This window comes from Salinicoccus sp. RF5 (assembly GCF_020786625.1).
In the GTDB taxonomy this organism is placed as follows: Bacteria; Bacillota; Bacilli; order Staphylococcales; family Salinicoccaceae; genus Salinicoccus.
In genome coordinates this window covers 775519-788927 of the sequence record NZ_JAJGRC010000001.1, presented here as the reverse complement: position 1 = coordinate 788927, position 13409 = coordinate 775519, and the positions used below count along the sequence as shown (strand labels likewise).

The following is a 13409-nucleotide window of genomic DNA, read 5'->3' as shown; positions in this document are numbered from 1 at the left end:
TGATTGCAGAAAAGGGCTGAGGAGGATCAGATGATGAAGGAAACTGTGCGCCGTCCGATGGAACTCTATCTTACGCTGCCGATTCTTGCTTTCGCACTCTATGATTTTGCCAACACCATATTCAGCGCCAACATCGTCACCCTGTTCTTCCCCCAGTATATTACCGAGATGGTGGGGACCAACCCGCGGCTCGAACAGATAGCATCCACCATCATCGCCTATGCGAATGCCGTTGCGGCGATACTGCTGATTGCATTTGCCCCCCTGTACGGGGTGACGATGGACCGGACGGGCAGGCGCAGGCGGTATGTCATCATATTTACGCTGCTGTGCGTCACCGCTTCTGTAGGCATGGGGATATTCGGCGGCATGGACACAGGAAGGTGGTTCGGACTGCCGAACGGGCTTGTGCTGACCATATTGTTCTTCGTCGCCGCAAAGTTCGCCTTCAACTCGGGCAACGTCTTCTATGACGCCATGCTCTCAGGACTGGGGAACAAAAAGGAAATCCCCCTCATTTCGGGCTATGGGGTAGCGCTCGGGTATATGGGTACCCTGTTCGGCATCTTCTCGGTCCTCCTGATCATCGGAGATCGGGCGGTGCACCATACATTCTGGCTGTCCGGCCTGCTCTTCCTCGTATTCGCGCTGCCGCTTTTCTTCATCAACAGGGATCCGCCTTCGGAACAGAAGCCGAAGCAGGCCTTTTTGAAGGGATACCGTGACATCTACAGGACATTCGTCGAAGCGCGGGCGTATCCATCCATATTCTATTTCATGATCGCCTATTTCTTCGTCAACGACGCACTGGCCACGGCCATTGCGATGATGCAGCCCTATGCCACGACGGTAGTGGGATTCGCTCCCGGCACATTCCTCATCATCTTCATGGTGGCGACACTGTTCAGCATCATCGGGGCAATCGTATTCAGCTTCATCAATAGGGGGTTCGGTTCGAAGCGCACTTTCGTAATCATCGCCGTGTTGCTGGCGGTTGCGGTGGCGATAGCAGCCATACCGCTGCCGATGTGGACTTTCTGGATCGCAGCTTCGCTCTTCGGTGTGGCAATGGGATCGACCTGGGTGGTGAGCCGGACGATGATCATAGAGCTTTCCCCTGAAGGAAAAGAAGGGCAGTTCTTCGGCCTGTTCGCCTTCAGCGCAAAAATGAGTGCTGTCATAGGCCCCTTCATATATGGCTCTATCACACTGATGCTGGCGGATTATGGGGTGCTGGCATCCCGCATGGCGATCACGAGCCTCATCGTCATGATCGTGATTGGAATACTGTTCCATCTTAAGGTCAAGGAGGATCGATCGCCGGTTTAAATAATTGTAATTCAGGGCATGATACGATAGAATAATAAATTGAGAATGATAATTATTTCACAAAATTGTCATGAATTCATCATGATCTTGAATGCCATAGAGGGGCAATCCGTCGTATATTCAGGATACATTAATTGAGAGGTGATCGAATGGATGAGGTAATCATTGGTCGTGTACTGACTGCATCCACTCTGGGATTCCATATAATTTTTGCGACGATCGGTGTCGGGATACCGATTGTCTTCATGGTTCTGGAATTTCTGGGACTGCGTAATAAGGATGCCATGTACTTGACCATGGCAAGAAGGATAGCGAAAGGTTATACCGTGACTGTCGCTGTCGGCGTCGTGACTGGGACCATCATCGGGCTCCAACTGTCCCTGATATGGCCGGATTTCATGCGGCTCGGCGGACAGATCATCGCACTGCCGCTGTTCATGGAAACATTCGCCTTCTTCTTCGAGGCGATATTCCTCGGCATATTCCTTTATACATGGGACCGTTTCAAAAACCCATGGCATCACTGGCTGCTCAACATACCGATCGTCATCGGCTCGACTTTGTCCGCCGTGTTCATCACGACAGTCAACTCGTTCATGAATACGCCGGCAGGGTTCGATCTTGTAGATGGCGCGCTGGTCAATGTGGACCCGCTTGCAGCAATGTTCAACCCTTCCAGCTGGGTGAGGATATTCCACGTTGTAGTGACGGCATACATGACGGCGGTATTCATCATCGCTTCAATCGGTGCCTTCAAGCTGCTGCGTTCCAAGTTCAAGGAGGACAGGGAATATCATAAGAAGGGCCTTAAGGTCATGATGGTGCTCGGACTGGTCATGGCATCCCTGACAGTGCTCGCCGGGGACCTTTCGGCAAAATTCCTGCATGAGCATCAGCCTGAGAAGCTGGCGGCGATGGAATGGCACTTTGAGACCGAAGATAATGCGGATCTGGTCCTTTTCGGGGTGCTCGATGAGGAGACCCAGGAAGTCAGCTACGCAATCAAGATACCGAGTGTGCTCAGTTTTCTCGCCGGAAACTCCTTCGATACTGAGGTGACCGGCCTGAACGACATACCGGAGGATGAACATCCGCCGCTGATCATCCACTACTTCTTCGACATGATGGTGTTCTTCGGAATGTACGGGCTGACCGTGGCCCTCATTTACTTCCTGGCGAAGTTCTCGAAATTCGATGAACATCATCCGGCGCTCCTGTACGCCTATGTACTGACCGGACCGTTGTCGATGGCGGCAATAGAATCCGGATGGTTCCTGGCAGAGATGGGACGACAGCCATGGATTCTGCGCGGCTATATGCGGGTGTCTGAGGCTGTGACGAACGCCGACGGCCTTGGTCTGACACTCATCGCATTCGTACTGCTCTATGCAGTGCTCGGCGTCACATGCATCTATGTACTGCTCAAGATGTTCCAGGGCAAGAGTGCCGATACGGAACGGCTTGAAATGTACGGTGAGGACTACAAAGGAGGTCGGCTGCCATGAATTATGAAATCATCGGAGTGACTGTACTATGGACATTCCTTTATGGATATATCATCGTGGCATCGATCGACTTCGGTGCCGGCTTCTTCAACTTCTACTCGAAGCTTACAGGGGATGACAACGTCATCAGCCCGATCATCCAGCGCTACCTGAGTCCCGTGTGGGAAGTGACGAATGTCTTCTTCGTCTTCTTCTTCGTCGGCATCGTCGGTTTCTATCCGGATACGGCCTACTACTATGGGACGACACTGCTGATTCCCGGAAGCATCGCACTGATATTGCTTGCGATACGGGGCAGCTACTATGCCTTCAACTCCTACAACAAGGAGCCGAAACTGTCCTGGACATTCCTCTACGGAGGCACTGGCCTGCTGATACCAGCCTCGCTTTCCATGGCCCTTGTCATATCGGAGGGGGGCTATATCGTGGAGGAGGGGGACGGCATCCAGCTGCAGCTCGAGGAACTGCTGTTCAGCACCTATGGGTGGTCGGTCGTATTCCTGGCCATCATCACAGTCCTCTATGTCTCCAGCGGCTTCCTGACATTCTATGCAGCGCGGGCTCAGGATTCTCAGGCACTGCATCTTGTGCGCAGATGGTTCCTCATATGGACGTTGCCGATGCTGTTCATTTCACAGTTCGTCTTCCTGGGACTCCGGGAACACAACTATGAACACTTCCTGCGTGCCCAGGATTACTGGTACCTGTTCGGACTGAGTCTTGCCTCCATGGGCGTTGCAGTATTCCTGATCTGGAGGAAGCGCGCATTCGGACTTGCATTCATCATGATCATGCTGCAGTTTGCCTTTGCCTTCTACGGATATGGCATCAGCAAGCTGCCCTACATCCTTTATCCGTATGTGGACATCAATACGGCCGTCGTCAATGAAAGCATGGCTTTCAGTTTGACAGTCGTCTTCATTTTAGGTTTACTATTATTGGTGCCAAGTCTTGTCCTTCTCATGAGACTGTTCCTGTTCGACAAGGAGTATGTACAGGGAAAGGACAACAGCAAGTACTAACATTGAGGATGGACAGGTGATAAGATGAATAAAGATTATGCAGTCATCGGGCTCGGCCGGTTCGGGGGGAGCATCGTCCGTGAACTCAGAGTGCTTGAAATGGATGTTCTGGCGGTCGACGCTGATGAGAACCGCGTCAATGAGTTCATAGACATCGCAACCCAGGCGGTCATCGGCGATACGACTGACGAAACGGTGCTGAAGGACCTCGGCCTCGGCAACTTCGACAATGTCATCGTGGCGATCGGCGACAACATCCAGTCGAGCATACTGACGACACTGCTGCTCAAGGACCTTGGTGTCAAGAAGGTAAGCGTAAAGGCTCAGAATGACTACCATGCACGTGTGCTTGAGAAGATCGGCGCCGATGTCGTCATCCATCCGGAGCGGGATATGGGACGGAGGGTCGCCCATAAGCTCGCCTCGAGTTCGGTGCTTGATTATCTGGAACTGTCCGATGAACATTCGATCGTCGAGATCATGGCCGAGGAGAAGCTCTCGGACCAGTCGCTGCTCGACCTCGATATACGGGCAGAGTACGGTGTCAGCGTCATTGCGATCAAACGGGGTGAGGACATCATCGTCAGCCCCGATCCGACGGTCAACATCCAGAAGGAGGATATACTCATCATGATCGGCAACGATGATGATCTGACACGCTTTGAAAAGTCATTGACCCGATAAAAAAAGAACATCCGGCAGCGCCGGATGTTCTTTTTTTATTTCTGCTGATCGACTCTCATGATCGTCGGTAGGATCATTGGTTTCCTGTGTGTCTTGCGGTATAGGTGGTTGCTCAGCTCTTCGATGATGAGCTGTTTTACGTGGTACCATTCTACATTTTCCTTCGTATTCAGGAGGTTGATGACATCTCCCTTGATCTTCTTCTCCGCACTGCGGATGAGACCGTAGGATTCACGCATGTATACGAACCCGCGCGATATGATGTCAGGACCACTGAGCAGTGTCTTCGTCTCGAAGTCGATGGAAACGACGACGATCGCAAGACCTTCCTCGGAGAGGTCCTTCCTGTCCCGGAGGACGATGTTGCCGATATCGCCGATGCCGATGCCGTCGACGAAGACGGTGCCGGCAGGCACCCTATGGCTGTGCCTTGCGCTGTCACGCTTCAGTGCCAGCACATCACCGATCTCCATGAGGAAGATGTTGTCCGGGTCCATTCCGGTGTTCACTGCAAGCTCCTTGTGGAGGTGCAGCATACGGTACTCGCCGTGGATCGGCATGAAGTACTTCGGACGCATCAGGCGGAGCATCAGTTTCTGCTCTTCCTGGGAACCGTGGCCGGATGTGTGGATGTTCGACAGTTTGCCGTGTATCACATCTGCGCCGGCCTTGTACAATGCATTGATCGTACGGTTGATGCTGAGCGTGTTGCCCGGAATCGGAGATGAACTGAAGACGACGGTGTCGTCCGGAATGATGCTGATCTGACGGTGTGTACCGTTGGCAATCCGTGAGAGGGCTGCCATCGGCTCGCCCTGGGATCCCGTACACAGCATCATGACCTTGTGCTTTTCGATGCTGTTGATCATCTTCGGTTCGATGAATGTCTCAGGCGGTGCTTTGATGTAGCCGAGTTCAAGGCCTATCTTGATGTTGTTTTCCATGCTGCGGCCGAATATGCAGATCTTGCGGTCGAATTTTATCGCAGCGTCAATCGCCTGCTGCACACGATAGATGTTTGAGGCGAATGTGGCGAAGATGATGCGGCCGCTGCATTTCCTGAATATGTCCTCGACATTCTGGCCGACTTCCTTTTCACTGATTGTGAAGTTCGGTACAGTCGCATTCGTCGAATCGGACAGGAGGCAGAGTACGCCCTCTTCCCCGAGTGCTGCCATCTTGGCGATGTTTGCAGGTTCTCCGACTGGTGTGAAGTCGAATTTGAAGTCGCCCGTGTGGACGATGTTGCCTTCCGGCGTTCGTACGATCACACCATATGCCTCCGGAATGGAGTGGGTGGTGAGGTAGAACTCGACGGACATATGCTTGAACTTGAGCACCGTGTCCTCCTTGATCGGGTTGAGCTCTGCAGTACGCAGGAGGTGGTGTTCCTCGAGTTTGTTGCGGATCAGGCCGAGCGCAAGCGGACCGGAATAGATGGGAACATTGATCTCCTTGAGCAGGAAAGGAATGCCGCCGATGTGGTCCTCATGGCCGTGGGTGATGATCAGTGCGCTGATCCGTTCCTTGTTCTCCTTGAGGTAGGTGTAGTCCGGAATGACATAGTCGATGCCAAGCTGTTCATCATCCGGAAATTTGATGCCTGCGTCAATCATGATGATCTCGTCTTTATATTCGATACAATAGGTGTTCTTGCCGATTTCCCCGAGTCCCCCGAGGGCAAAAACGCCTACTTCTCCATTTTCAAGTCCCATCAGGCGTTTTCAACCTTGAAATCTTCGTTATGCTCTTTTTCGTATTCCAGGTGTGAGGGACTCAATTCCTGTACGAATTCGATATTGTATGATGAATCGCTTAGAATGCTGCGGACTTCCGTTTCGGATTCCGCTTCGTAATAACGTGTGAGGGTGTCCTCACGGATGATGCGGCTATCCAGTGCTTCCTGGAAAAAAACTTTGAATACTGCCATTTAATATATTCTCCTTTTGCTTTTATATGCATGATTTCCAAACCATTAAAAAATGTGCGCTGTAAGAAGCAGCACAGGAAAGAGGGTGGGTCAGTCCCTCTTCATGAATTCGTTGTTCAGCAACCCTTTCCTACCGAGAATGCGTCCAAGCCTCTCCTTCAGCCTTTTTCTCAACCGTTTGAGCAATAAGACCACATCCCTTATCAGCTTAAGTTTATTTTACATTATAGACGGAAGACATGCAAAGACTTTATAATGGTGGGGAATGGGGGGAGAGAGATGAAGGACAAGCGTATACTGGAAGGGGTGCTCCTCGAGATGGAGCGCCAGGATAGGAATATGACGATGGTGGAGTTCAACATCCATCCGGACATGGTGGTCATGAACTACGTCTATGATGCGCATGAAACGGTCGAGGATGTGCACAAGAAGCGCCATGACCACGATCCGGAGATCATGGACCACGAAACGTTCGCGGGACTTAAGGACAAGCTGTATGAAAACAATGTACCATTCAGGGAGAGGCGTGATGATTTCATCTGACCGCATCCACTGCAGAAAAAAGAAGCGGCTCGATCGAGCCGCTTCATCTCTATTCTACAGGAGTGGCTCCATTCTTCGGCTCCATCGGCAGTTCGTCGTCGATGCGGTCATAGAACATGATGCCATCGAGGTGGTCGAGTTCGTGCTGCAGCACGACTGCAAGCATGCCCTTCGCCTTCACTTCCACCGGTTCGCCGTGGATGTCTGTGGCAGTGACCCTGATCCTCTGGTAGCGGTGCACGAGACCCGGAATCTCCCCATCGACGCTGAGGCAGCCTTCACCGCCCGGGAGATAGGTCTCGGTCACCGAATGGCTCTTCACCTTCGGGTTGATCAGCATGTAGTCATGGAGGACCTCCCCCTCGTCACCTTCCATATAGACGGCGAGCATGCGCTTATTGAGGCCGACCTGTGGTGCTGCAAGGCCGACGCCGGGACGGAGGCCATACTTTTCAGAGGTTTCGGGATCCTGTGAATTGACGAGATACTCCCTCATCTCCTTGAGCTCCGAGACCGTCTCTTCATCTATATCTATGACTTCCGCGACTTTCGTCCGGAGCATCGGATCGGGGTCCCGTACGATATCTTTCATTGTCAACAAAATAAACCCTCCTGTTTTATCTATACTATTATTTATTATACTATAATACTCAGGGGAACGTGAATTTCTCAAACATATAGACTCAAAAAATTATCGGAGGTAGGGAAATGAAGAAAATGCTAGGGAGCCTGCTGATCTTTTCAGTAGTGATTGCTGGATGCTCATCGGACGAAGATGAGCTGTTGGATTTTTATAATGCGTTTCAAGAGACCGTCGAGGTGGAAAAGGAGATAGAGGATGTGACAGCGACGTTTGACGAGCTGGAAGCCGAAAAGGCGGAACTCCAGCAGTCCCTAGAATCCGCCACCAGGGATGAGCTGACTGAAATCAGCGGAGAGCTGGTCGAAAATGCTGATGCCAGAATTGCCCAGCTCGATGAGGAAGTAGCCATCATGGGTGAAAGCCGGAGCCGCATGGAAGCATCGGAACAGTACATCAGCGAGATATCAAATGAGTCCAACCGCGAGAAGGCACAGTCTCTGGTGGACGCGATGGATCAGAGATACAATGAACATGGAGACATGATCGGCAGCTACAAGACGGTCCTTGAAAGTGAAAGGGATATATTCGAATATCTTGGCGATGAGGACATCTCCCAGGATGAAGTCGACGAAAGGTTGAACAACCTGGACGAAGAGTACCAGCAGGTCCAGGAGGATGCACAGACATTCAGCGAGCAGACGGAGAATGTGAACCAGATCAAACAGGAGATCGAATCGCTGATCGAGTCGTAAATGATGGAAGCGCTGTATTATATAACAGATATTGCTGTTTTAGTACAGTGAACGTTGATTTAAAAGGGTTTCTACCCCTCTGTTACAGTCCGGTTTTATTTACTATTATAACAGCATGTGGTAAGATAACTGATGATAAATGAAAATTTGAAAGGTATGGTGAACTGTTTATGGCACCGAAGAAAAAGAGCTTCGATCCAGTCAAGACACTTGAAGAGATCGAAAGCAAATTTGAAATGTTTCAGATTTTGGACCAGGACGGCAAGATAGTGAATGAAGACTACATGCCTGACCTGTCGGACGAAGATCTCGTCGAACTGATGGAGCGCATGATTTGGACCCGGGTGCTCGACCAGCGTTCAATCTCCCTCAACCGTCAGGGCCGCCTCGGATTCTACGCGCCGACGGCGGGGCAGGAAGCTTCACAGCTTGCAAGCCAATACGCACTTGAAGGAGAGGACTACATCCTGCCGGGTTACCGTGATGTACCTCAGCTGATCTGGCATGGTCTTCCGCTTACTCAGGCGTTCCTCTTCTCGAGAGGGCATTTCAAGGGGAACCAGTTCCCTGAAGGCGTCAACGCCCTCAGCCCTCAGATCATCATCGGTGCGCAGTATGTACAGACGGCTGGTGTGGCGCTCGGAATCAAGAAGCGCGGCAAGGACGCTGTAGCGATCACATACACAGGTGACGGCGGCACATCCCAGGGTGACTTCTATGAAGGCATCAACTTTGCAAGTGCCTACAAGGCGCCGGCGATCTTCGTCATCCAGAACAACAACTATGCAATCTCCACTCCGAGGGAACTGCAGACGGCTGCGAAGACACTGGCACAAAAGGGTGTGGCTTCAGGTGTACCGAGTGTGCTTGTTGACGGCATGGACCCGCTCGCTGTCTATAAGGTGACGAAGGATGCGCGTGACCGTGCAGTGGCTGGAGACGGACCGACGGTCATCGAAACGCTCTGCTACCGCTTCGGACCACACACGATGGCTGGAGACGACCCGACCCGCTACAGGACTTCCGATGAGGATTCCGACTGGGAGAAGAAGGATCCCCTCGTGCGCTTCCGCAAGTTCCTTGAAGAGAAGGATCTCTGGAACGAAGAGAAGGAGAACGAAGTGATGGAGCAGGCTAAGGAAGACGTCAAGAAAGCGATAAAAGAAGCAGACAATACTGAGAAGCAGACAGTTACACAACTGATGGAAATCATGTATGACGAAATGCCATCCAATCTGGAAGAGCAGTATGAAGTCTACAAAGAAAAGGAGTCGAAATAATCAATGGCACAGATGACAATGATCCAGGCAATCACTGATGCGATGGCCACTGAACTCAGAAATGATGAGAACGTCCTCGTCTTCGGTGAAGACGTCGGCGTAAACGGTGGGGTATTCCGTGCAACAGAAGGCCTGCAGAAAGAATTTGGCGAAGCGCGTGTCTTCGATACGCCCCTCGCCGAAAGTGGACTTGCTTCATTGGGGCTTGGCCTCACACTTGAAGGATTCCGTCCAGTCGTCGAAATCCAATTTTTCGGCTTCGTGTTCGAAGCGATGGACGGCATCGCCGGCCAGATTGCGCGCCACAGGCACCGTTCAGGGGCAAGCAAGGAAATGCCGGTCGTTATCCGTGCGCCATTCGGCGGCGGCGTACACACACCTGAACTCCACGCTGACTCCCTGGAAGGCCTGATGGCCCAGACACCGGGCCTTAAAGTGGTCATCCCTTCCAACCCGGTGGACGCTAAGGGGCTGCTCATCCAGGCGATCCGTTCGAACGATCCGGTCATCTTCCTCGAGCACATGAAGCTCTACCGTTCATTCCGTGAAGAAGTGCCTGAAGAGGACTATACGGTGGAAATCGGCAAAGCTGATGTGAAGCGCGAGGGTAATGACATCACGCTGATCGCCTACGGTGCGATGGTGCAGGAGGCGATCAAGGCTGCGGATACACTTGCAGAAGAAGATATCTCTGCAGAAGTCATCGACCTGCGTACAGTTTCTCCAATCGACTACGAAACGCTTGTCGAATCCGTAGAAAAGACGAACCGTGCGGTAGTGATCCAGGAAGCACAGCGTCAGGCGGGTGTTGCAGCAAATGTCGCTGCAGAACTGTCCGAGCGTGCGATCCTGAGCCTTGAAGCACCGGTCATGCGTGTAACGGCACCGGATACAGTGTATCCATTCACACAGGCAGAAGGCGTATGGCTTCCGAATAAGGAAGACATCGTCGAGCGTGCAAAACAAGTATTGGACTTTTAATCAGCAGAGGAGGAAATACTGTGGCATTTGAATTCAAACTGCCGGATATCGGTGAAGGTATCCATGAAGGTGAAATCGTCAAGTGGTTCATAGGTGAAGGCGATGAAATCAAGGAAGACGATGTACTCGCGGAAGTGCAGAACGACAAGGCGGTTGTTGAGATCCCATCCCCAGTGGACGGCACAATCAAGAAACTGCACGTTGAAGAGGGTACAGTGACGACCGTCGGCGAGACGATCGTGACGATCGACGACGGCTCCGAGGATTCCGGTGAAGAAGAACCGGAAAAAGAGGAGAAGGAAGAAGACAAGAAAGAAGAGAAAAAGGAATCTTCCGATAAGGAAGAAGAAAAAGAAGAAACAAAAGAGGAAGCGGACGACAAGGACTCCGGCGAGGAGAAATCCGGTGGACGCGTCATCGCGATGCCGTCCGTACGCAAGTTCGCACGCGACAATGATGTCGACATCACTGAAGTTTCAGGCAGCGGCAAGAATGGCCGGGTCCTGAAAGAGGATGTAGAAGCATTCATGAATGGTGATCAGACATCCGCCGGTTCCGAAGAGGAAGCGGAAACATCCGAAGCACAGGAAGAGCAGGCTGAAGGCAAGCAGGAGAAACAGGCTGCGCCTGAAGGCGAGTTCCCTGAAACGCGCGAGAAGATGAGCGGCATGAGAAAAGCGATTGCCAAGGCAATGGTGAACTCCAAGCAGACATCCCCGCACGTGACGCACCTCGATGAAATTGAAGTGCAGGCCCTATGGGACCACAGGAAGAAGTTCAAAGGTGTGGCAGAGGAGCAGGGCGTCAAGCTCACATTCCTCCCGTATGTCGTGAAGGCACTCGTGTCCATGCTCAAGAAATATCCTGAGTTCAACACTTCAATCGACAATGAAACATTTGAAGTTATCCAGAAACATTACTATAATGTTGGTATTGCTGCGGATACAGAACGCGGACTTGTCGTGCCTGTCGTTAAGCATGCAGACAAGAAATCCATGTTTGAAATCTCCGATGAAATCAACAATCTTGCTGTGAAGGCACGTGATGGCAAGCTGTCCGGTGAAGAGATGAAGGGCGGGTCCATGACGATCTCCAACCTCGGTTCTGCAGGCGGACAGTGGTTCACTCCTGTCATCAACCAGCCGGAAGTTGCAATTCTCGGCATCGGCCGCATCGAACAGAAGGCCATTGTAAGAGATGGAGAAATCGTTGCAGCACCAGTGCTTGCACTTTCACTCAGCTATGATCACAGACAGATTGATGGTATGACAGCACAGAATGCCCTGAACCATGTTAAACGTTTGCTTAACAATCCAGAATTACTATTAATGGAGGGATAATTACAGATGGTAGTTGGAGATTTTCCTATCGAAACTGACACAATTGTAGTTGGCGCAGGCCCAGGGGGCTATGTTGCAGCAATCCGTGCAGCACAGCTCGGCCAGAAAGTAACAATCGTTGAGAAGGATGTTCTTGGTGGTGTATGTCTGAACGTTGGATGTATTCCTTCCAAGGCTCTGATCTCTTCTTCACACCGTTTCCATCAGGCCCAGGATTCTGAAGATATGGGTGTAATCACGGAAGGTGTCAAACTTGATTTCTCAAAAGTGCAATCCTTCAAGGAGAGCGTAGTCAAAAAACTCACTGGCGGTGTAGAAAGCCTGCTCAAAGGAAACAAGGTTGAAATCGTCAAAGGGGAAGCATACTTCGTCGATGAGAACAAAATGAAGGTCATGGATGAAAAGCAATCCCAGACCTACGAGTTCAAAAATGCAATCATCGCTACAGGTTCCCGTCCAATCGAAATTCCAGGATTCAAATTCGGCGAGCGCGTACTGGATTCCACAGGTGCACTTGCGCTTGAAGAGAAACCTGAAAAGCTCGTCGTGATCGGCGGCGGCTACATCGGCTCCGAGCTTGGTACAGCCTACGCAAACTTCGGTACTGAAGTGACGATTCTTGAAGGTGCAAAAGACATCCTCGGCGGGTTCGAAAAACAGATGACGCAGCTTGTCAAGAAGAACCTCAAGAAAAAAGGCGTGAAGATCGAAACGCAGGCGATGGCCAAAGAAGCAGAAGAGACTGATAACGGCGTCAAGGTGACTTATGAAGTCAAAGGCGAGACGAAGGAGATCGAAGCGGACTACGTGCTCGTCACAGTCGGCCGCCGTCCAAACACGGATGAGCTCGGTCTTGAAGAACTCGGAATCAAAATGACTGACAAAGGCCTCGTTGAAGTGGACAAGCAGTCCAGGACTTCCGTCAAGAACATCTTCGCTATCGGTGACATCGTCCCTGGTCTTCCGCTTGCGCACAAAGCAAGCTACGAAGCCAAAGTGGCGGCAGAAGCCATTGCTGGAGAGAAATCCGAAGTCGACTACCTCGGCATGCCGGCAGTATGCTTCACAGAGCCTGAACTTGCTACTGTAGGCTATAATGAAGCAGATGCCAAAGAAGCCGGATTCGAAGTGAAGACAGGAAAATTCCCATTCGCAGCCAACGGCCGCGCGCTGGGTCTCAATGAAACAGATGGTTTCGTCAAACTGGTTTCACGCAAGGAAGACGGTCTACTTCTTGGTGCCCAGGTTGCAGGTACCGGTGCTTCCGACATCATCGCTGAACTCGGTCTTGCAGTGGAGACCGGCATGACTGCGGAAGATATCGCCCTCACAATCCATGCCCACCCGACACTTGGAGAGATTCCAATGGAAGCGGCAGACGTTGTACTCGGCAAACCGATACACACTATGTAATAGGATTGATGAAAGGACGCCCATATGGGCGTCCTTTATCCATTATT

13 protein-coding genes are annotated in these 13409 nt (G+C 51.5%); 10 read left to right on the top strand and 3 right to left on the bottom strand.

Annotation, left to right across the window (positions count from 1 at the left end):
- The first annotated feature begins 33 nt into the window (after positions 1-33).
- The 4 genes from LLU09_RS04165 to LLU09_RS04150 all read left to right on the top strand — a co-directional run bounded on the left by LLU09_RS04165 (position 34) and on the right by LLU09_RS04150 (position 4540).
- Positions 34-1329, top strand: a complete 1296-nt coding sequence (locus LLU09_RS04165; protein ID WP_228310586.1) for an MFS transporter — start codon at positions 34-36, stop codon at positions 1327-1329.
- A gap of 149 nt (positions 1330-1478) precedes the next feature.
- The gene (locus LLU09_RS04160) at positions 1479-2834 is read left to right on the top strand and encodes a cytochrome ubiquinol oxidase subunit I (protein WP_228310585.1); all 1356 of its coding nucleotides are present in this window, start codon (positions 1479-1481) and stop codon (positions 2832-2834) included.
- Entirely contained in the window at positions 2831-3856 is a 1026-nt protein-coding gene (locus LLU09_RS04155) for a cytochrome d ubiquinol oxidase subunit II (RefSeq protein WP_228310584.1), read from the top strand. The genes LLU09_RS04160 and LLU09_RS04155 overlap by 4 nt, the downstream gene beginning before the upstream one ends.
- 24 nt (positions 3857-3880) lie before the next feature.
- On the top strand, positions 3881-4540 hold the full coding sequence (locus LLU09_RS04150) for a potassium channel family protein (RefSeq protein WP_228310582.1): 660 nt from the start codon (positions 3881-3883) through the stop codon (positions 4538-4540).
- Positions 4541-4575: 35 nt separating this feature from the next.
- Here the strand turns inward: LLU09_RS04150 and rnjA are convergent, their stop codons facing one another.
- Complete coding sequence (gene rnjA, locus LLU09_RS04145) at positions 4576-6255, bottom strand: ribonuclease J1 (protein ID WP_040106995.1); 1680 nt, start codon at positions 6253-6255, stop codon at positions 4576-4578.
- Positions 6255-6470 (bottom strand): DNA-dependent RNA polymerase subunit epsilon, encoded by a 216-nt coding sequence (locus tag LLU09_RS04140; RefSeq protein ID WP_040106996.1) that lies wholly within the window; start codon positions 6468-6470, stop codon positions 6255-6257. Before LLU09_RS04140 ends, rnjA begins: the two co-directional genes overlap by 1 nt.
- Positions 6471-6749: 279 nt before the next feature.
- Here LLU09_RS04140 and LLU09_RS04135 point away from each other — a divergent pair, with 279 nt between their 5' ends.
- On the top strand, positions 6750-7013 hold the full coding sequence (locus LLU09_RS04135; RefSeq protein WP_228310581.1) for a hypothetical protein: 264 nt from the start codon (positions 6750-6752) through the stop codon (positions 7011-7013).
- Between the two features lie 49 nt (positions 7014-7062).
- Here the strand turns inward: LLU09_RS04135 and def are convergent, their stop codons facing one another.
- Positions 7063-7614 carry a peptide deformylase gene (gene def, locus LLU09_RS04130; RefSeq protein WP_228310580.1) on the bottom strand — a complete coding sequence of 184 codons (552 nt, stop codon included), beginning with the start codon at positions 7612-7614 and terminating at the stop codon, positions 7063-7065.
- A 107-nt stretch (positions 7615-7721) separates the two neighbouring features.
- On the opposite strand from def, the gene LLU09_RS04125 reads away from it, so the two are divergent.
- The 5 genes from LLU09_RS04125 to lpdA all read left to right on the top strand — a co-directional run bounded on the left by LLU09_RS04125 (position 7722) and on the right by lpdA (position 13362).
- On the top strand, positions 7722-8348 hold the full coding sequence (locus LLU09_RS04125) for a YkyA family protein (protein WP_228310579.1): 627 nt from the start codon (positions 7722-7724) through the stop codon (positions 8346-8348).
- 170 nt (positions 8349-8518) lie between these two features.
- Entirely contained in the window at positions 8519-9628 is a 1110-nt protein-coding gene (gene pdhA, locus LLU09_RS04120) for a pyruvate dehydrogenase (acetyl-transferring) E1 component subunit alpha (protein WP_228310578.1), read from the top strand.
- Positions 9629-9631: 3 nt separating this feature from the next.
- Positions 9632-10609 (top strand): alpha-ketoacid dehydrogenase subunit beta, encoded by a 978-nt coding sequence (locus LLU09_RS04115; RefSeq protein ID WP_228310577.1) that lies wholly within the window; start codon positions 9632-9634, stop codon positions 10607-10609.
- 20 nt (positions 10610-10629) lie between these two features.
- Positions 10630-11949: a dihydrolipoamide acetyltransferase family protein gene (locus LLU09_RS04110; RefSeq protein WP_228310576.1), complete on the top strand. Its 1320-nt coding sequence runs from the start codon at positions 10630-10632 to the stop codon at positions 11947-11949.
- A 6-nt stretch (positions 11950-11955) separates the two neighbouring features.
- Positions 11956-13362, top strand: a complete 1407-nt coding sequence (lpdA, locus tag LLU09_RS04105; RefSeq protein WP_228310575.1) for a dihydrolipoyl dehydrogenase — start codon at positions 11956-11958, stop codon at positions 13360-13362.
- The last annotated feature ends 47 nt before the right edge of the window (positions 13363-13409 follow it).

Excerpts from the sequence above, each read along its gene's own strand:
- LLU09_RS04160 (WP_228310585.1), top strand. The coding sequence starts at position 1,479 with ATGGATGAGGTAATCATTGGTCGTGTACTGACTGCATCCACTCTGGGA.
- LLU09_RS04150 (WP_228310582.1), top strand. The coding sequence starts at position 3,881 with ATGAATAAAGATTATGCAGTCATCGGGCTCGGCCGGTTCGGGGGGAGC.
- rnjA (WP_040106995.1), bottom strand. The coding sequence starts at position 6,255 with ATGGGACTTGAAAATGGAGAAGTAGGCGTTTTTGCCCTCGGGGGACTC.
- LLU09_RS04155 (WP_228310584.1), top strand. The coding sequence starts at position 2,831 with ATGAATTATGAAATCATCGGAGTGACTGTACTATGGACATTCCTTTAT.
- LLU09_RS04165 (WP_228310586.1), top strand. The coding sequence starts at position 34 with ATGAAGGAAACTGTGCGCCGTCCGATGGAACTCTATCTTACGCTGCCG.
- lpdA (WP_228310575.1), top strand. The coding sequence starts at position 11,956 with ATGGTAGTTGGAGATTTTCCTATCGAAACTGACACAATTGTAGTTGGC.
- pdhA (WP_228310578.1), top strand. The coding sequence starts at position 8,519 with ATGGCACCGAAGAAAAAGAGCTTCGATCCAGTCAAGACACTTGAAGAG.
- LLU09_RS04140 (WP_040106996.1), bottom strand. The coding sequence starts at position 6,470 with ATGGCAGTATTCAAAGTTTTTTTCCAGGAAGCACTGGATAGCCGCATC.
- LLU09_RS04115 (WP_228310577.1), top strand. The coding sequence starts at position 9,632 with ATGGCACAGATGACAATGATCCAGGCAATCACTGATGCGATGGCCACT.
- LLU09_RS04125 (WP_228310579.1), top strand. The coding sequence starts at position 7,722 with ATGAAGAAAATGCTAGGGAGCCTGCTGATCTTTTCAGTAGTGATTGCT.
- LLU09_RS04135 (WP_228310581.1), top strand. The coding sequence starts at position 6,750 with ATGAAGGACAAGCGTATACTGGAAGGGGTGCTCCTCGAGATGGAGCGC.